The following is a 19,189-nucleotide window of genomic DNA, read 5'->3' on the forward strand; positions in this document are numbered from 1 at the left end:
TTTTGGGAATTAGCGATAACAATTTAGTAATTTTAGGTAACGAAAAAGAAAATATCAAGGGATTTGTATTAACCTATTAAAATGATGTGACCCCAAAAAGTTAGACTTTATCACCTTTTTGATGTAAAAAATACCTTAAAATGGTATAATAGTATCAAATATTAAGTAATATCAATTTTAAGTTAAGGAGACAAGCAAATGAGTGCCAGACTAGTTTTTATAGGCTTGCTTTCAATCATGGGAGTAGTTTTTTCACTGATTATACTAGGAATGTACATCTACATGAAACGAACTACTTCAAGTGGAAAAAGCCTGATGGAAGAGGCTGTAAACGAACAGAAGAATACTGAAAAAATGGGCTTGAGTGAGTTTTTAATATATGGATCTTTTATAGTCATTGCAGTACTATATGTCATCCAAATGATGAATAGGGAGTCTGGTGGTTCTCCGATTTTGGCAAAAGCCATTCTTTTACCACCGGTAATGGCCTTATTTAATGCAAGAAAGCGTACAGGTAGGACCATATTTGTCTTTATGGCGACTGCAATAATTGCTTTTTATATGTCTATGGTTTATATCATAATTGGTCTTCCACCAAAAGCTCCAGTTTTGACAATTAATAATACACAAATAACCCTGGCTCATACAAGTCTTGGTGATATAACCAAGGATGGGTTTGATATATATGTAAAGGAGAAAGAGTCTTCAAGTAGGGATTATGACAAACTGCTCACTTCTGGTGATTATAAGAAATACCCTCTTGATAGGACTATCAGGGTTAAAAAGGGCTTCCAGAGATATAACGACACTGTGTACAAGGCTCCCTACCTCCTTGTTAAAGATGGTCTTGTGGTAGGAAATATAGGCTTTTATGGTGACAAAGATAGGGAAACAGTCCTTGAAGACTGTAAAATAGTCTATTTGAGGCTTGAGAAAGCTTACATAGATGCTGCTAGGGTAAATTCTATATCCTATAAATTGGATGGGGTTGACCTCTTAGATAAGTTGAAACTAGAAAGCCTGCAAAAAAACTTTGGTGATAAACTCTGGCTCTTGCCACCGAGCAAGCCTATAGATGAAAGTCAGCTACATTATGGGATCCAGTGGACTAGTGGTAGTGACCACCTATTCTGGAATCAATATTTTTCCTATATACATTTTGATGAGTCTAATATGATGACTAGCTTTGACCTATCAACTGAAATAGGACGCGACGACCATAAAAAATAAAAAAATAGGAAAGAGCATAATAAAATGACAGCATATAAGCAAGGAACTTGATTGGAAAATACTCGAAAAGGGGAGGTTATCAGCATGGAAAAGGTTAAGATTGAGAAAAATACAGTTCAAGAAACTCTGATTGTCCCATTATATGGGAGAAAGATGTGTTCTGAAAAATTTCCTGAACTCTATACGGATATCTTTGCAAAAAACTTGTGTGACAGATTGGACTATGATTTTACAGAGTTGGAAAAAAAGAATGATTCCTTCCTCTATGAATTCGGGTCCCTTGAAGCTGCAATGAGGCAACTGGATATTATCTGGGAGATTAAAGACTATTTAAAAGATCATCCCCGAGCAACAATAGTAAATCTTGGCTGTGGCTTGGATGAAACCGGTAAGGCCTGTGACAATGGACTTTGCCATATAGTAAATGTGGATTTCCCCGATGTTATAGCAATCCGTAAAAAGCTTATTGGCGACCAGGATAGGGAAAAGAATATTGCTTGTGATTTAAACGATTATTCTTGGATGGACCAAATTGATGGTTCTAAGGGGGTCATTTTCTTCGCTGCAGGTGTGTTTCACTATTTTAAGAGGGACCAGGTAAGGGCTTTGGTCTTGGAACTTGCCAAAAGGTATCCAGGTGCTTGCCTGGTCTTTGATAGCGTTGGCAAATTGGGGATAAGGTTGATGATGTCAAAAACCCTAAAGAATATGGGGATTAGCGATGTGGATGGCTTTTTCTACCTAGATAAGCCAAAAGAGTACTTGGATTGGTCGGAAAATATAAGTGTGACTTCAAGGGGCTATATGCTAGGGTATTACGATATGAAAAGTCCTAATATTTCTTTCTCCCACCGTTTACTTGCAAGAATTTGCGATAGTATGATGAAGATGTCTATAAATAGGCTATATTTTGGGTAAGTAAGTCTTAAGTAAGTATGTATATATATTGCCTAAGAGTATACCAGGAATATAAAAGTTCATACTATATAATGAGGAGAATAATGAATGGAATTAAATAAGAGATTTGAAAGAGAGTATTTAAAGAAGTTCCAAATTTTTAATGGAGCCCAATTAAAATACATAGCATTTATATCGATGCTTATAGACCATGCCAATAATGCCTTAATAACCCCCCTACTTGATGGGCAGGGTTTCTTATTGCATTTATCCAACCTGTTTTCAATTTTAGGTAGGATAGCCTTCCCTATATTTGTATTCTTTATAGTAGAAGGCTTCTTTAAGACCAGGAGCAGGAAAAAATACCTCTTGACCCTGCTAGTATTTGGTATAATATCAGAAGTTCCTTTTGACATGTTCACGTCAAAGACCTTCTTTGACCCATATTGGAACAATATGATGTTTACCCTGGCCCTGTGTCTTATAATGATTTGGCTAATAGATATACTTAAGGGAAGGATAAAGAATAGGCTTCTTTGGTATATAGTATCAATATTTGTAGTGGCGATTTTTGCCTTTATGGCCATGCAGTTGAGTCTGGACTATGACTACCATGCTATAGTCGTAGCCTACCTATTCTATATCTTCTATGACAAGCCAATACTGGGGGCTAGTCTGGGCTACCTATCTATTATAAAAGAGCTATACTCTTTTTTAGGTTTTGCCATGACCCTGACTTACAATGGGGAAAGGGGCAGGCAATACAAGTGGTTTAACTACTTGTTCTACCCGGTTCATATCCTAATACTAGGACTTTTGCGTTTCTATTTTAATATTTAGATATTTAAGGCTAGCATCCAAGTGGTGCTAGTTTTTATGTATTTTTTGATAATTTTATAATAGTATATGGAAATTCTATAAAGGGAGTTGATTTTCTTAAAATATAAGTATAATTAGTTGACTACAAATGATATATACAGTACAATTACATTGGTATATAAAATTAATTTATTATTTTAAGTAAAAAAGGAGGAATAATGGAAAGTAAGAAAAAATTATCACTGACTGGTCAGATTTTTGTGGCCCTGGTACTTGCAATTCTTGTAGGTATAGCCCTTACTAAGACACCAGATATTGCAGAGGCTTATATTGCTCCATTTGGAACAATATTCCTTAACCTAATCAAGTGGATTGTTGGTCCATTGGTATTTTTCTCAATCATGGCAGGTGTTATATCCCTAGAGGATGTCAAGAGGGTTGGGTCTATAGGTGGAAAAACCTTACTCTACTATATGTGTACAACGGCCCTTGCTGTTGTAATAGGTTTATTTTTTGCAAATTTGCTAAAGGGGATTTTCCCTGTGTTGACAACAAGTAACCTGGAATTTAAGGCAGGAGAGGCAGTTAGCTTTATGGATACAATAGTAAATGTATTTCCTAAGAATTTTGTTGCTCCGTTTGTGGAAGCTAATATGCTTCAGATAATTGTATCATCATTGCTAATAGGTTTTGCTATTATCCGTATAGGACATAGTTCTAAGCGTCTAGTTGATGCTATCAATATAGTGAATGATATCTTTATCATGGGTATGGAGATGATTCTAAAGCTATCTCCAATAGGCGTATTTTGTCTACTTAGCCCCGTTGTAGCTAAGAATGGTCCAGCTATTATAGGATCTCTGGCTATGGTCTTGATGGTTGCCTATATTTGTTATTTTATACATTCTCTAGTGGTTTACTCTACATCAGTTAAAATATTTGCGGGTGTGAGTCCGGTTAAGTTTTTCAAGGAAATGATGCCAGCCATTTTATTTGCATTTTCATCAGCAAGTTCTGTAGGAACCCTTCCTTTGAATATGGAGTCTACAGAAAGATTGGGTGTTAGAAAGGAAATCTCATCCTTTGTCCTACCCCTAGGTGCAACTATAAATATGGATGGAACAGCTATTTATCAGGGAGTTTGTTCTATTTTTATAGCATCTTGCTTCGGTATTGATTTGACTTTATCACAGATGCTTACTATAGTATTGACTGCTACACTGGCATCTATAGGAACAGCAGGTGTTCCAGGTGCAGGAATGATTATGCTTGCTATGGTACTTCAGTCTGTAGGCCTTCCAGTTGAGGGTATAGCACTTGTTGCTGGAGTTGACCGTTTATTCGATATGGGACGAACTACTGTAAATATAACTGGAGACGCATCTTGTTGTCTAGTGGTTAATGCCATGGAAGACAAGAAAAAAGCTAGAGCTTAAGCAATTATAGTTTAAATTTATAATATTAATAGGGCCTATTAAGTTTAGGATATGAAATTGAAAAATAAATTTTATATAGACTTATAACCTATCTAAACATCGAAGGAAGATTGAAGAATTGACCTTCGATGTTTTTTATTGACAAGTCACTGTAAAGGTGATAATCTCTTAAGTAGAATATTTTTGGGTTGATGGCAACCCACGTGCTTTAATTGGGTCCTGTGAGGCCGAAAAGGAGGAAAAAATGTTGAAGAACAGACACTTGGTTAGACCAGAAGATTTTTCTGTAGCAGAGATAGACTCTGTATTAGATCTGGGCTTGCAAATCAGTGCAAACCCGCATTCTTATTTCAATACATGTGAAGGTAAGATATTGGCTACCCTATTTTATGAGCCATCTACCAGGACGAGGCTGAGCTTTGAGGCTGCCATGAATAGGCTGGGTGGTAGGGTCATTGGATTTTCTGATCCAGGAGCCTCATCAGTATCAAAGGGAGAGAGCCTGGAAGATACCATCACAACAGTTTCAAATTATGTAGATATAATCGCAATGAGACATCCCCAGTCAGGAGCAGCCAGTCAGGCATCTAAGGTTTGCAGGCTACCCTTTATAAATGCTGGAGATGGTGGAAATCAGCACCCAACTCAGACATTAACAGACTTATTAACTATAAAGGCCAATAGGGGCAGTTTAAATAATTTAACTATAGGCATGTGTGGTGACCTTAAGTATGGGCGTACAGTTCATTCTTTGGCCAAGGCTATGTCCAGGTATGCAGGCATTAAGTTTGTCTTTATTTCACCTGATGAGTTAAAGATGCCCCAGTCAGTAAAGGACAGTATAGAAGGAACTGAATATGTAGAGACAGATGACCTTGTAGCTGCTATGCCTGGTCTTGATATCCTATATATGACTAGGATACAGAGGGAGAGGTTTGAAGATAAGACAGAATACGAGAGGCTAAAGGATAGCTATATCCTGGATATGGAAAAGATGGGGGCAGCCAAGGAAGATATGATGGTTCTACACCCACTACCAAGGGTAAATGAGATAGCTACCGAGGTTGATTCAGACCCAAGGGCCAAGTATTTTGAACAGGCCCAGTATGGTATGTACGTAAGGATGGCCTTGATAATGAAGATGTTAGGTTTATAGGTGGATGATATGGAATATAAAGTGATTGAAAATAGATATGTAGGCGAGGGTATGTACTACATCAAGATAGGTGGTAGTTTTGAGGCCAGGATGGGGCAGTTTTATATGCTAAGGGCCTGGGACAAGTATCCACTCCTATCAAGACCAATTAGTATATACCAGATAGATGATGAGGGTATCAGCTTTTTATACAAGCTAGTAGGTGAGGGAACAAAGATAATTTCAAACCTAAAACCAGGAGACCCAATCAAGTTAGAAGGGCCATATGGAAATGGCTTTGAAAAAGTAGAGGGCAGGGTTGCCCTAGTCGGTGGAGGTATAGGAATTGCCCCCCTATATATGGTGGCTCAGAATATACCAAACTGTGATATTTACCTGGGCTTTAGGGACCAGGCAATCATGTTGGATGACTATAAGGCTGTCTGTAAGGACCTATATACAACTAGTGGAGATACCCTTGTAACAGATATTATAAATGTAGAAGACTACGACTATATACTGACATGTGGACCAACTCCAATGATGAAGAAGTTGATGGAAATGGTGGAAGGAACTAAGACCAGGGTCCAGGTATCCTTGGAAAACCATATGGCATGTGGTGTAGGGGCCTGTCTAGTATGTACTTGCAAGACTCATTCAGGCAACAAGAAGACCTGTAAGGATGGACCAGTATTCTGGGGAGAGGATGTGATTTTATAATGGCAGATTTAAGAGTAAACTTGTGCGGATTTGAACTTAAAAACCCAATTATAATGGCATCTGGAACCTTTGGCTTTGGTAAAGAATACGGTGAAATATACGATATCAGCCTTTTGGGTGGTATTAGCTCCAAGGGCCTAACCCTGATAGCCAAGCCAGGAAATGAGGGCATGAGGGTCCATGAAACCCCATCAGGTATGATGAACAGTGTTGGCCTGGAAAATCCTGGTGTCCAGGGCTTTATAGATAGGGAGTTGGATGACTTTTCTAAAATTGACACTTGTAGGATAGTGAACCTGGGTGGTGGTTGCGAAGACGACTATGTCGAGGGGGCTAGGCTACTTGATGACAAGGACTTTGATATAGTAGAGCTAAATATATCCTGTCCAAATGTAAAGCATGGTGGTATGGCCTTTGGTATCAAGTCAGAGGTTGCCAGAGAGGTGGTTAGGAGCGTGAGAAAGGCTACTAAAAAGCCCCTAATAGTCAAGCTATCACCTAATGCAGAAGATATAGTTGAGATGGCCAAAGTTTGTCAAGAAGAAGGTGCTGATGGCATATCCTTGGTAAATACCTTCAAGGCCATGGCCATAGATATACACAAGAGGAGGCCGGTATTCAATAATGTGACAGCAGGCCTATCAGGTCCAGCTATCAAGCCTATAGCCCTTAGGATGGTCTATGAGGTTTGCCAGGCAGTGACTATACCTGTTGTAGGTATGGGTGGTATTATGACGGCTGAAGATGTCATAGAATTTATTATGGCAGGGGCTACTTGTATACAGATAGGAACTGCTAATTTTACTAATCCTAGGATAGGTCAAGACATAATAGCAGACCTAAACAGGTTTATGGATGAAAATGGAATAAAGTCCCTGGATGAGATCAGGGGTATCATATAGGAAAATTTTAGATATAAAAATTAATGGAGGTAAAAGTTATGGCAAATGTTGATGTAATACAGGTATTAAAGGATTGTGACGCACTATTGGAAGGGCACTTCCTCCTATCTTCAGGCAAACACTCAAACAGGTATGTTCAGTGTGCCAAGGTATTGAGGTTCCCAAACCAGGCAGAAAAAGTCCTAAGCGTAGTAGTGGACAAGATTAAGGATTTAGATATTGACCTGGTAGTTGGACCAGCCATGGGTGGTGTAGTAGTATCATACGAGCTAGGAAGACAGTTGGGCAAGGAAGCCATCTTCACAGAAAGAAAGAACAACATAATGGAGTTAAGAAGGGGCTTTGAAGTTAAGCCTGGAGACAGGATAATAATAGCTGAAGACGTGGTGACTACTGGAAAGTCAACTAAGGAAACCAAGAAGGTTTTAGAAGAATTGGGTGGCCAGGTAATAGGTGTAGCCTGCATAGCCAACAGGACTAAGGACGATATAGGTATGCCAATCTACAGTGCTATAGACCTTGATATCCAAGTCTATGATGAAGGTTCTTGTCCTTTATGTGATTCTGGCCAGATAGACCTAGTAAAGCCAGGTAGTAGGGAATTTAAAAATAATAAATAAGCTTTGATATGGACCAATAAGTGACTTTAAATAGTTTTTATGGGTCAATTGACTTGTCGATTAGGGCAGTATTCAGGAGGATTTTCTTTTTGGATACTGCCTTTTTGATAGAGAAAGTAGTAATGATTTTCATAAAAGTATTGAAAAATATTTTCGTTTAGTTTATACTTATATTAATGAACAATGTTCACTAAGACATATTAATTTTAAGTAGCAAGTATAATCGGGTATCCTACCCGATTATACTTGTTTTGAGGCATTAGTGAACAAAAAAAGAATATGTTTATTTAATGAAAGGAAGATAAACTTGGCTAGGGATAAAGTTTTAAGTAGAAGTTTAATATTAAAAAATGCTAAGAAGGAATTTCTTAAAAAGGGGTTTGAAAAAGCCTCTATGAGAACTATAGCAAGCCTGTCTGGCCTAACTGTAGGGGCTATTTACAGGCATTTTACCTCTAAAGACGCACTTTTTGAGGCCCTTGTCCAACCGACTCTGGAAGGCGCAGTTAATTTATTTAAGATTGAACTGGAGCTAGCCTCAAAAAAATTGAAGGATATTAATATGAAGGATGGATCTTACATTGAATCTCCAGATGCAAATGTTGGAGTCCTAAAGATGCTCGATTACATATACGACAACTATGACGACTTTGTTCTTATGTTCAGGTGTGGTCAGGGAACAAAATATGAGAATATCCAGGAATTTTTTGTAGACATGGAGGTTGAAGGAAGTAAGGTCTACATAGAGGCAATGGAAGCTTGTGGTCTGGTTAAAAATCCATTTACAGAAACAGAGTTACACATTTTCTGCACAATGAGCATGACACCACTTTTTGAGGTTATAAACCACAAGTATGATTATGAAGAGGCTGTTAAGATGGTAAAAGTCATGTCCTATGGCCAATATTGGGCCTGGAACAAGATATGCCTCTTAGGTAATTCTAGACAAGACTTACCGAGTAATAAATTTGAAGCAAGTAAGGAATTTGAAAGAAATGAACTTGCAGGAATGGGAGATGATATCGAGACTGGATGATTGTTAAGGAGATAAAACTTAGAATAAAAGAGTAGAGGGGGGATTTTGTGAAAAGTTTTAGGTTTGATGCTCTAACAATAATTTTGATAAATGCTGTAATGCCGATAATGTGTGCTGTATTCCCATCCCAGAAGATGGTGGTCTTGACTTATTTTTTTGCCACTTTTATTTTAGTGGCTTCTGGAAACATAAGGCGAATTCTAAAAGTGGGTGGCTTTGTAGGAGTATTTTTGGCAATATATATCCTCAACGAATACTACAGCTTTAGTGCAATGATATCTGCCTGGGCTAGAATGTTGCTCTTATTTATGCCTTGTTTTATTCTAGCAGCAGTTTTGATAGGTAGCTATAAGTCTTCAGAGGTCTTGTCGGCCCTTCAAAGGTTAAGGCTTCCTAAGATTTTTATAATAGGTATTACTGTAACCATCAGGTATATACCTACTTTTTACAGGGAGTTCAAGATTATTAAAAAGGCCATGAATATCAGGGGGGTTGACTTCTCAGTCCTACACCCAATCAGGACCTTTGAATACCTGATGGTACCACAACTTTTTCGTTGTGTAGCCCTTAGTACTGAGCTTACCTGTGCAGGACTTACCAAGGGTATTAGTGCAAGCAACAAGAGGTCCAGTTATTTTAGCAGTGGATTTAGTCTCATAGATTATGCGATTTTTCTTATGCTAATACTTGGATACATACTCATAATAGGAGGGCTAGTTTAATGGCTGGTAAGATAATTGATTTTAAGAATGTAAGTTTTAAATACATGGACAAGGAAGAATATGCCCTCAAAAATGTCAATTTCAATATTGAAGAAGCCAGTTTGGTTTTTATCAGTGGTAAGAGTGGGTCCGGCAAGTCTACCCTATTAAACCTCTTAAATGGGATTATTCCAGAGGTAGTAGAAGGCCAACTGGGGGGGAAGATCCTAATAGATGGCAAGGAAGACCTTCCAGTAACGGATAGGAGCCTCATTCTGGGAAACGTATTCCAAAATCCAAGAAGCCAGTTTTTTACAACTGATACTACTGCAGAACTGGTCTTTGCCCTGGAAAACTATGGTGTGGACAGGGAGGAAATAAAGAGGCGGTTGGATTTGATAATAGATGAATATAATGTAGCCTACCTAAAGGATAAGAACTTATTTGAGATATCATCCGGGGAGAGGCAGTTGATTGCCCTTTTGACAGTCCTAATAATGGATCCAAAAGTAGTAATATTTGATGAACCGTCAGCCAACTTAGACTATGGAAATTCTATGAGATTGAGGAGGCAAATAGAAAGCCTTAAAAGGCAGGGGAAAACTGTAATTGTTGCAGACCATAGAAATTTCTACCTAAAGGGAATAATAGATAAGGTTTTGCTGGTTGAGGATGAGACGGTAAAGTCCTTTGAATCAGAGGAAGAATTTTTGAAAGATGCCTATAATAACCGTAATTTTGATCTTTTTGAAGGAGATTATGGAAACTTATCCAGGCCTATGACTACTAGGAGGGGGGTTAGGATAGACGATATATCCTATGGCAATATCCTAAAGAAGATAAGCATTGACTTTGAGGAAAACGAAGTCACAACTGTAGTTGGTGTAAATGGGGTTGGCAAGACCACTCTTGCAGAACTAATAAGCAGGTCTATTAAGCCTGACAGGGGCCAGATAGATATAGGTGGGCAGGCCCTCTACCTTATGCAGGATGCAGACTTTCAATTATTTGGTGCCTCTTGTCTTAAGGAACTAGAGATTACCCAAAAAGATGAAAAGATTAACCTAGATGCCCTTGAAGATTTGGGCATAGGAAGACTAAAAGACGAGCATCCACAGAGTCTAAGTGGTGGTGAAAAGCAAAGGCTACAAATGGCCATTGCCAGGGTTAGCAGCAACAAGGTAATAATCTTGGACGAACCTACCAGCGGGCTTGATAAGGACTCAATGGAGCGGGTATGCTCAATGATAGGAGATTTGAAAAAAGATAGGACCATAATAGTAATTTCACATGATTATGAATTTATCCGGAGGGTGAGTGATTCTATTGCCTATCTTTCAGATGGGGTTATCAAGGAAAAATTCTATCTAACGGACAGCAATATAGAAAAGCTGAATAGTATTTATAAAGAAATGGAGGTTTATTATGAATAGAAGACTTAAAATAAAAGACATACTATTACTAGCATTATTAACAGCAATTTACATGATTATTTACATGGTTTGTATGGCCATAATCTCACCACTTGGTGCCTATGGACATGCAATAAGTCCAGGAATTTGTGGTATTTTCTCAGGAACTGTAATTTACTTTATGTCCAGAAAAGTTGGTAAGATGTGGCAGTTTACTATATTCACCCTTTTAGTTATGGGTGCATTTGCCCTAATGGGAGGAGGCTACCTTCCTTGGCTTATAACATCTGTATCTATGGCAATTGTTGCTGACATAATTGCTTCTAGAAAGGAAAAACCAAGTGTGGGCAAACTGGCTCTTGCATCCGGATTCCTTCATATGGGTCAGGCCTGGGGGGCAATTATACCATCAGTATTCTTCCTGGAAAGCTATAGGTCCACTTGGATTAGTCGTGGTCAAAAGGCTGCCGAAATGGATGAAATGATCAAGTATACAGCAGGGTCTTGGGCAGTGATAAATAGCATAGTAGTATTTGTCCTTGCAGCAATAGGGATTTACATTGGTTACTTGATTTTGAGAAAGCACTTTAAAGAAAATTAAGGAGGGGAGAGTATGGATACCTTTAGACGATTATTTAGCTATGCAGAAGAGAAAAAAGGATTTATGATAGCAGCCCTTATTATATCAGCCCTAGCTACTATACTATCCTTCGTACCATATTATTATTTTCTCCAACTGTTAAGGGAAATTACTTCGAATACTAATCCAGATCTTATAACTTCATATTCATACAGAATACTGGGGGCAACTATAGCCTATGCCTTTGCATATTTATTGACCCTATCTTGCAGTCATATATTTGCCTTCAGGATAGAGACCAACATGAAAAAGCGTGGTCTAAATGAGTTGTTAAGGGCATCTTTTTCATTCTTTGATATGAATCCATCTGGAAAGACTAGAAAAATAATAGATGATAATTCAGTGAATACCCATACTATTATTGCCCATATATTGCCGGACTCGGTTAATGCAATCTTGTTTCCTATATGCCTGATAGTCCTTGCCTTTACTGCCAACGTATATATTGGTATATTGTTGATTTGTGCCATTGTATTCGCTACAATATGCTTTAAATTTATGTATGCCGACCAGAATATGTTGAAGGACTATATGGATGCCCTTGATGATATAAACTCTGAGACAGTAGAGTATGTCAGGGGGATACAGGTTATAAAGATTTTTGATATGGTAATAGAATCTTTTGAGAAGCTTTACAGGTCTATCAAGCACTATTCAGAGGTGGTAAATAGGCAGTGCCAGATGTGTAGAATACCATTTGTAGCCTTCCAGTGTGGAATGATGTCTTTTGGGGCTATAGTAATTGCAATTGCTAGCAGGCAAATTGGAAGTGGAATGGCAACGGGAGAGGCTATAAGTATGGTTGTATTTTTCATTGCATTTGTGGGCATGCTGAACAATGCCTTTATGAAGATTATGTTCTTTAGCAGGAACTTCCAGTTGGGAAAGGACGCTGTTGACAGGTTAGATGAACTATTTGATAAGATGGGAAAAAATAAACTTCAAAATGGCTCAATAGATAAGATAGATAGTTTTGATATCGAGTTTGATAAGGTAGGCTTTGAGTACGAAGAGGGAGTTAAGATCCTATCTGACTTTAGCCTAAAGTTGAATTCAGGCAAATTATATGCCCTTGTTGGATCATCTGGTAGTGGTAAGTCAACCATAGCCAAGTTGATATCAGGTTTTTATCCAGTGTCTTCAGGCCAGCTAAAAATTGGAGGCAGGGATATAAAAGAATATACCAATAAGGTCCTTGAAAAGAATATAGCTTTTGTATTCCAGAATTCAAAACTTTTCAAGACTAGTATCTACGAAAATGTAAGGCTTGCCAGGCCGGAAAGCTCCCATGAGGAAGTTATGAAGGCCCTGGAGATGGCTATGTGTGGAAATATTCTAGACAAGTTTGAAAGTCGTGAGAATACTATTATCGGTGCTTCTGGCGTCCATCTGTCTGGTGGTGAAATGCAGAGGATAGCAGTTGCCAGAGCTATATTAAAGGATGCCCCTATAGTTATACTAGATGAGGCAAGTGCTGCAAGTGACCCGGAAAACGAATACGAAATGCAGAGGGCCTTCAAGGCACTTATGAAGGATAAGACTGTTATAATGATTGCACATAGACTTTCAAGTATCAGGAATGTAGACGAAATCCTATTTGTAGAAGAAGGTCAGGTAGTTGAACGTGGTTCACATGATGAACTTATGGCTGGTCAAACAAAGTACAGGCATTTCCAAGACTTATTCAATAAGGCAAATGAATGGAGGTTGGCATAATGAAAGAAAAACTTAGAAACTATTTTGCTTTTAGTGAAGAGGGTATGAACAATACTCTTGCAGCGTCAAGGTGGTCATTTTTAAAGTTTATATCCTTTGTACTTCCACCTATGCTAACCTTCTTTTTCCTACAAGATGTTTTGAATGGGAATATCAGACAGACATTTTTCTATATGGGAATTCTGATTGTAATTGCCTTGGTAATGTTTCTTATCCTGGCCAAGGAATACAAAATGACTTATGATGTAACCTACCAGGAAAGTACTCAGCTCAGAATTGACCTGGCAAACAAGTTAAAGGAATTGCCACTTTCATACTTCTCTACCCACAATCTTTCCGACCTATCACAGACGGTTATGATGGATGTGAGTAATACTGAAATGGTAATATCACATGCAGTGCCAGCTGGTATTGGTTTTGCAGGATTCTTTACCTTGATGACAATTTTAATGTGTATGTCAAACCTGATTCTTGGTCTGACTGTTACAGTACCGATTTGGCTTGGAATAGCAACCATGTTCCTCTTAAAGAGAATCCAGCTAAGTGGGGTTAAAAAGTACTATAATAAGCTTTTGGATAATTCTAATGCCTTCCAGGAAGCCTTTGAAATGCAGCAGGAAATCAAGTCCTATTCAATGCAGGACCAGGTAAGGTCAGATGTTGAAGAAAAGCTTGAATCTACAGAGTGGATCCACCTAAAGGCAGAAGTAGGCTTAGGTCTTTTAAACTTTTTGATAGGTATACTACCATATCTTGCCCCGGTTTTGACGGCTACAGTGGGTGCAGGCCTCTATCTTTCAGGTTCAATAAATATCCTATACTATGTAGGTTACCTGATGGCAGCAACAACCCTATCCAGCCAGTTTTCAGCAGTATCGGAATATCTCTTAATGATATTCTTCTTTGAAACCAGCTTTAGGAGGATTGGTGAACTGAAGAACGAACCAATTCAAACAGGCCAGGACAAAAACCTTACAAGCTTTGATGTAAAATTTGACAATGTAGAGTTCCAGTATGGAGACAACAAGGTGATAAAGGGATTGTCTTTTACAGCAAAACAAAATGAAGTTACTGCGATAGTTGGCCCATCCGGTTGTGGAAAAACTACTGTTTTAAGGCTGATTTCCAGACTTTACGACTACGATAAGGGTAAGATAAGTATAGGGGGTCAGGACATAAAGGATATAAGTACCAAGTCCATGTTTGAAAAAATATCCATAGTATTCCAGGATGTAGATCTTTTTGACTTTTCGATTATGGAAAATATAAGGATGGGAAGGAAAAGTGCCAGTGATGAAGAAGTAATTGCTGCGGCAAAACTTGCCAATGTAGATAAGATAGTGGCCAAGCTTCCTAATGGATATGACACCCTTATAGGAGAAAATGGGTCCAAGTTATCAGGTGGAGAAAGACAGAGAATATCCATAGCCAGGGCCTTCCTAAAGGATGCTCCTATAGTACTTCTAGATGAAATCTCAGCATCTCTTGACGTGGAAAATGAAATGGAAATTCAGGAGAGTATCAACAGGCTAATTGAAGGCAAGACCATTATAATCATTTCACACAGGTTAAAGTCTATTGAAAAGGCAGACAAGATAGTGGTGATGAAGGAAGGTCTTCTAGACTCTGAAGGTAAACACGACAACCTGTTGGAAAACTCTAAATTATATAAGTCAATGGTTGAAAAATCTAAGTTGACTGAGGAATATGTATATTAAGTCTACGATAATATATTTATGGGTTTTCATAATATTTATTTCTAAAATAGTTGGAGGTTAATCTCCAACTATTTTTTGATTTCCGTAAGGCAAAGCAAATAGTCGGTAGAAACATTATAAAACTGTGCAAGTGTAACTAAATTACCATGATTTATTTCTTTGTAATCATCATTTTCATAGTTACCTAAAGCGGATTTTGAAATGCCTGTTAATTTAGCTAATTCCTCTAAATTCAAATTATGAGCGACTCTTAAATCCTTTAAGCGTTCCTGTAAGGTTATTTTACACTTCATAACAGATAACCTCCTTGATACAAAATATTCTTATAGGTATTATACCATACCAATTCCACAATCGTGGAAAAATGGGAACAAAAACGGATATTCCAAGATTTAGGACATACGGGAAGAATAGCAAAAATACAATATCATACAGACATAAAGAAAATTGTTCTTTGACAATTGAATGAGCGGTCTGTAAGGATATGTATCTATGGGGAAGTAGGCGATGACTTTCTAAGTATCAGAAAAGAGCCTGGCAAGTAGAACAAAACATCACTGTGAGATTCAGGGGCAGGAACTATATCAGGTGTAACCGACAAAAATTATGATAAGGAAAATTTATATATTTTTACAAATTCATGTAGTACAAATAGTAATTTTCAGACTATATTTTATGAAAATAGATAAACGTATTGTAAAATTTCTTTATTTGTGATACTATTAAAACAATAAGTACACATAAGTACACTATTAAAGGTGGTGGTGCATTATAAATATTATTATAAATACTGATTCTAGTGAACCAATTTACGAACAAATTGAAAATCAGATAAAAAAACAAATTATGGATGAAAAATTGAAAACTGGAGATTCTATACCGTCTATGAGAGCGTTAGCTAGAAATCTTAAGGTTGCCGTAATAACAGTTCAAAAGGCTTATGAAAATTTACAAAAAGATGGATTTATTGAGACAATACATGGCAAAGGTAGTTTTATATCAGCAAGAAATATAGAATTACAAAAAATAGAAAGATATAAAGAAGTGGAAGATTTAGCTAAAAAGATTATTAAGAGTATACAATCAAGCTCTATATCAATAGATGATTTGATAGATTTAATAAGAAAGATATATGAGGAGAGGCAATGATGGATTTATATAAAAAGGCATTAGCATTAAAGGTATCCGGATTAAATAAAACAAATAAAACAAGTGATTTTTCTTTAAAAAATATAAATATTGAAGTACCATACGGCTCTATTGTGGGAAATATAGGAAGAAATGGAGCGGGAAAAAGTACAACTATTTCTTGTATGCTTGGTATGTTTCAAAAAGATGAGGGCAAAGTGGAGATATTCGGTTCTGAGTATTGTAATCAAATAAATATTAAAAAGCACATAGGTGTTGTTTTAGATGAGCCAAATTTTTCTTTGTTGTTAACACCTAATGAGATAAATAAGGTAATGAAAAATAATTATAATAATTGGGAGGAAGATAGTTTTAAAAATTACTTGAATCGGTTTAAATTACCAATAGACAAAAAAACTAAGCAATTTTCATTTGGAATGAAAAAAAAGTTATCCTTAGCTATAGCATTATCTCATGAAACAAAACTTCTCATATTAGATGAAATTACTTCAGGATTAGATCCAGTAAGTAGAGACGAAATATTATGTATATTATTGGAATTTATAGAAAATCCAGAACATTCCGTATATATATCATCACATATTACATCAGATTTGGAAAAAATAGCTGATTATGTAGTTTTTATGGATAATGGTAAAGTTGTCCTAAGTGAAGAAAAGGACGAATTGCTATATAACTATGGGATACTTCGTTGTAATGATACAGAGCTAGAAAAAGTGGAAAAAACGGACATCATTTCATGTAGGAAAGAATATGGAAGAGTAAATATTCTAGTAAAAGACATATCAAAGATAAAAAATAAATACAAAGAATTTATTGTGAATAAGCCAAATTTTGATGAAATATTATTAATTTTAACAGGGGAGGAGGTCTAATCTATGAAAGGGTTGTTGTTAGAAATATATTTTAAAAATATCAAAAATGTATGCATAATGAATGCATTTTTAATTTCAGTTTGGATTTTAATAAATTTTTTTGCTGATGTGCAAATGATTATTTTTGCATATTTTGCAGTTGTAATATTCTCTAACAGTTTATTAGTGCTCTTATCGCAGAGAAAAGATTATGATTTAAAATTGTATAAATATGAGTTTATGTTACCAATAAAAAGAAAAAATATAATTTTATCAAAATATATAAGTCAAATAGTTGTTATTTTCTTTGCTGTATTGATGTTAATAATCTTGAATTATATATCAGTTCATGTAGGTAAGAATTATTTTGATTATGGTTTTTTGGATTTAATAATTTTGTTAAATATTCTGTTGGCTCTTATTTTACAATTGGTATCAATATTTTTCTTGGCTTTGTACTTTATTGATTTAGAGAAAGGTGATTTGTGGATAGTTATAGGGTTAATTGGTTCTATAGTACTCGTAGCTATAGAAATATTTGCAGTAAATAGGCTTGGATTTTCTAAGTCGGGTGGAAATGTTGTACTTTGTGTAATGTATTTGATGCTATTTATAGTATCTTATGCATTGAACTCAAAAAAAATGGAAAATTTAAAGTTAGATATTTAGGAGGAAAATGATGGCTATAGCAGATATAAATTCAATTCTTAGTAGATCATTTCGAAATGATAGGATTTCTAAAATATCCGTAAATTGCAATATCAATTTGTACACTTTTTTTGCCACTCTTGCAAAAATATCGGTACTTGTCCTAAAATATATGTCAAGACTAGGCCTTGCCTATTCATTTTAGTCTTGACTAGTATTTTAGGACTAGTAAACTGATATTTGAAAGAGGGCTTCCATACCTTAAGCCACACCACTCGTAGAGTATATTTTATCCATCTCTTCATCAAAGATTTCTTCAGGGGTTCTGTATCCTAGATTTTTTCTAGGCTTAGCATTTATAATATCAACAAAATACATAATCTCATCCTCACTAAAGTCATTAATGCTTCTACCTTTCGGAATGAATTGTCTCAATATACCATTGTGTCTTTCATTACTGCCTCTTTCAAATGAAGAGTATGGGTGACAAAAGTATACATCTACGAGTGACTCAAAGTCACTTAGCCCTGAAAATTCTGAACCATTGTCGCTTGTTATGCTTTTAAATACTTCAGTATCTTTTGTTTTGCTTTCCATTATATATTCTAAAAGCGCGTCATTTACTGATTTTGAGGATTTAGAATCTATTTTGATAACCTTATAGTATCTAGATTTTCTCTCTATTATCGTCAGTAAAACATCTTGATCCGATGTTTTCTTGCCTATCACAGTGTCTATTTCCCAATGTCCAAACTCTTTTCTGTGATCTATATGTTTTGGTCTTTTAGATATTGATTTTTCAAACTTCCTCTTATTTATGCGAATTCTTGTAGACTTTTGTAATCTTTTAAGCCTCTGAGGTAGGTCAGTATTTTTTATCTTCAAAATACCTAGTTCAACATACTTGTATAGTGTCTTTGTGCATACCGTATTTTTGAATAGCTTATCTGACTTTGCTCTACCATAACACTCATCTAAAGACCAGAATTGTTCCTTAAATGATTTCTCTACAAACTTGATAAAATCTATACATTCAAATGCCTTGAACTTCTTTTTTGAATTTTTTCTGTTTTTTTCATACTGTGTTTGTCCTGCATCGGGGTAGTACACTATGACCTTGTGTCCATTTTTTATTTGTTCTATCCTGCCACGTTTAAGCTCATTGTAAATAGTAGTTCTTGACCTTTTTAGGTGCCTGGCAATAGAAGATATTGAGCAACCTAATTTGATCATGGCATAAATTTCTCCTCTTTCATACTCACTTAGGTGTTTAAAGTTTCTCTTTTTTGTGTTAAAATTAAGTTGATTCATTGTGGACATCCTGTATGTATTTGTGTTGTGACTTATATTTTAACACAGGATTCGCAATGAATCATTTTTTATTTAGTTGTACAAATTGATTATACAATCAACCTTTTATTTTTTTTACAAAAGTTAGGTTTTTTATTGATTGATATGTAGTATAATAATATTAGGAAATTAATGATATGAACAGTTATAAAAGAGTAATAAACATACACTATTTGAAGAATTTATTAATAAAAAATATTATCTAA

General features: G+C 36.1%; 20 protein-coding genes. 18 read left to right on the forward strand and 2 right to left on the reverse strand.

What is annotated here, in order from left to right; genetic code table 11:
• The first annotated feature begins 198 nt into the window (after positions 1 to 198).
• The 14 genes from HMPREF0634_RS07715 (at position 199) to HMPREF0634_RS07780 (ending at position 14,982) form a co-directional block, all read left to right on the forward strand.
• Entirely contained in the window at positions 199 to 1,230 is a 1,032-nt protein-coding gene (locus HMPREF0634_RS07715; protein ID WP_007790696.1) for a hypothetical protein, read from the forward strand.
• A gap of 84 nt (positions 1,231 to 1,314) precedes the next feature.
• Complete coding sequence (locus tag HMPREF0634_RS07720; RefSeq protein ID WP_007790689.1) at positions 1,315 to 2,148, forward strand: class I SAM-dependent methyltransferase; 834 nt, start codon at positions 1,315 to 1,317, stop codon at positions 2,146 to 2,148.
• A gap of 87 nt (positions 2,149 to 2,235) precedes the next feature.
• Positions 2,236 to 2,967 (forward strand): TraX family protein, encoded by a 732-nt coding sequence (locus HMPREF0634_RS07725; protein WP_007790680.1) that lies wholly within the window; start codon positions 2,236 to 2,238, stop codon positions 2,965 to 2,967.
• 197 nt (positions 2,968 to 3,164) lie between these two features.
• Positions 3,165 to 4,382 (forward strand): dicarboxylate/amino acid:cation symporter, encoded by a 1,218-nt coding sequence (locus HMPREF0634_RS07730; RefSeq protein WP_007790665.1) that lies wholly within the window; start codon positions 3,165 to 3,167, stop codon positions 4,380 to 4,382.
• 244 nt (positions 4,383 to 4,626) lie between these two features.
• Positions 4,627 to 5,538, forward strand: a complete 912-nt coding sequence (gene pyrB / locus HMPREF0634_RS07735; protein ID WP_007790675.1) for an aspartate carbamoyltransferase — start codon at positions 4,627 to 4,629, stop codon at positions 5,536 to 5,538.
• A 9-nt stretch (positions 5,539 to 5,547) separates the two neighbouring features.
• Complete coding sequence (locus HMPREF0634_RS07740; protein ID WP_007790655.1) at positions 5,548 to 6,237, forward strand: dihydroorotate dehydrogenase electron transfer subunit; 690 nt, start codon at positions 5,548 to 5,550, stop codon at positions 6,235 to 6,237.
• Positions 6,237 to 7,139, forward strand: a complete 903-nt coding sequence (locus tag HMPREF0634_RS07745; protein WP_007790670.1) for a dihydroorotate dehydrogenase — start codon at positions 6,237 to 6,239, stop codon at positions 7,137 to 7,139. The genes HMPREF0634_RS07740 and HMPREF0634_RS07745 overlap by 1 nt, the downstream gene beginning before the upstream one ends.
• A 38-nt stretch (positions 7,140 to 7,177) precedes the next feature.
• Positions 7,178 to 7,759: an orotate phosphoribosyltransferase gene (gene pyrE, locus HMPREF0634_RS07750; RefSeq protein ID WP_007790649.1), complete on the forward strand. Its 582-nt coding sequence runs from the start codon at positions 7,178 to 7,180 to the stop codon at positions 7,757 to 7,759.
• Between the two features lie 262 nt (positions 7,760 to 8,021).
• Positions 8,022 to 8,795, forward strand: a complete 774-nt coding sequence (locus tag HMPREF0634_RS07755) for a TetR/AcrR family transcriptional regulator (protein ID WP_050786376.1) — start codon at positions 8,022 to 8,024, stop codon at positions 8,793 to 8,795.
• A 47-nt stretch (positions 8,796 to 8,842) separates the two neighbouring features.
• A complete protein-coding gene (locus HMPREF0634_RS07760; RefSeq protein ID WP_007790686.1) occupies positions 8,843 to 9,517 on the forward strand; it encodes an energy-coupling factor transporter transmembrane component T in 675 nt (224 codons plus the stop codon).
• The gene (locus tag HMPREF0634_RS07765) at positions 9,517 to 10,929 is read left to right on the forward strand and encodes an ABC transporter ATP-binding protein (protein ID WP_007790677.1); all 1,413 of its coding nucleotides are present in this window, start codon (positions 9,517 to 9,519) and stop codon (positions 10,927 to 10,929) included. Before HMPREF0634_RS07760 ends, HMPREF0634_RS07765 begins: the two co-directional genes overlap by 1 nt.
• Positions 10,922 to 11,509, forward strand: coding sequence for an MptD family putative ECF transporter S component (locus HMPREF0634_RS07770; protein WP_007790688.1), 588 nt, complete (start codon positions 10,922 to 10,924; stop codon positions 11,507 to 11,509). The genes HMPREF0634_RS07765 and HMPREF0634_RS07770 overlap by 8 nt, the downstream gene beginning before the upstream one ends.
• A 12-nt stretch (positions 11,510 to 11,521) precedes the next feature.
• Positions 11,522 to 13,264 carry an ABC transporter ATP-binding protein gene (locus tag HMPREF0634_RS07775; RefSeq protein ID WP_007790659.1) on the forward strand — a complete coding sequence of 581 codons (1,743 nt, stop codon included), beginning with the start codon at positions 11,522 to 11,524 and terminating at the stop codon, positions 13,262 to 13,264.
• The gene (locus HMPREF0634_RS07780) at positions 13,264 to 14,982 is read left to right on the forward strand and encodes an ABC transporter ATP-binding protein (protein ID WP_007790662.1); all 1,719 of its coding nucleotides are present in this window, start codon (positions 13,264 to 13,266) and stop codon (positions 14,980 to 14,982) included. Before HMPREF0634_RS07775 ends, HMPREF0634_RS07780 begins: the two co-directional genes overlap by 1 nt.
• Positions 14,983 to 15,050: 68 nt before the next feature.
• Here the strand turns inward: HMPREF0634_RS07780 and HMPREF0634_RS07785 are convergent, their stop codons facing one another.
• A complete protein-coding gene (locus tag HMPREF0634_RS07785; protein WP_007790667.1) occupies positions 15,051 to 15,275 on the reverse strand; it encodes a helix-turn-helix domain-containing protein in 225 nt (74 codons plus the stop codon).
• A gap of 526 nt (positions 15,276 to 15,801) precedes the next feature.
• On the opposite strand from HMPREF0634_RS07785, the gene HMPREF0634_RS07790 reads away from it, so the two are divergent.
• The 4 genes from HMPREF0634_RS07790 to HMPREF0634_RS09885 are packed head-to-tail and all read left to right on the forward strand — an operon-like array spanning position 15,802 to position 17,838.
• On the forward strand, positions 15,802 to 16,131 hold the full coding sequence (locus HMPREF0634_RS07790; protein ID WP_276324358.1) for a GntR family transcriptional regulator: 330 nt from the start codon (positions 15,802 to 15,804) through the stop codon (positions 16,129 to 16,131).
• Positions 16,128 to 17,006, forward strand: a complete 879-nt coding sequence (locus HMPREF0634_RS07795; protein ID WP_007790673.1) for an ABC transporter ATP-binding protein — start codon at positions 16,128 to 16,130, stop codon at positions 17,004 to 17,006. Before HMPREF0634_RS07790 ends, HMPREF0634_RS07795 begins: the two co-directional genes overlap by 4 nt.
• 3 nt (positions 17,007 to 17,009) lie before the next feature.
• The gene (locus HMPREF0634_RS07800; RefSeq protein ID WP_040565908.1) at positions 17,010 to 17,654 is read left to right on the forward strand and encodes an ABC-2 transporter permease; all 645 of its coding nucleotides are present in this window, start codon (positions 17,010 to 17,012) and stop codon (positions 17,652 to 17,654) included.
• Positions 17,655 to 17,664: 10 nt separating this feature from the next.
• The gene (locus HMPREF0634_RS09885; RefSeq protein WP_207326451.1) at positions 17,665 to 17,838 is read left to right on the forward strand and encodes a hypothetical protein; all 174 of its coding nucleotides are present in this window, start codon (positions 17,665 to 17,667) and stop codon (positions 17,836 to 17,838) included.
• 56 nt (positions 17,839 to 17,894) lie between these two features.
• Here HMPREF0634_RS09885 and HMPREF0634_RS07805 read toward each other — a convergent pair whose 3' ends face one another.
• Entirely contained in the window at positions 17,895 to 18,944 is a 1,050-nt protein-coding gene (locus HMPREF0634_RS07805; protein ID WP_007790652.1) for an IS30 family transposase, read from the reverse strand.
• Positions 18,945 to 19,189: the final 245 nt, after the last annotated feature.

Origin of the sequence: Peptostreptococcus stomatis DSM 17678 (assembly GCF_000147675.1) — a bacterium.
Taxonomy (GTDB): Bacteria; Bacillota; Clostridia; order Peptostreptococcales; family Peptostreptococcaceae; genus Peptostreptococcus; species Peptostreptococcus stomatis.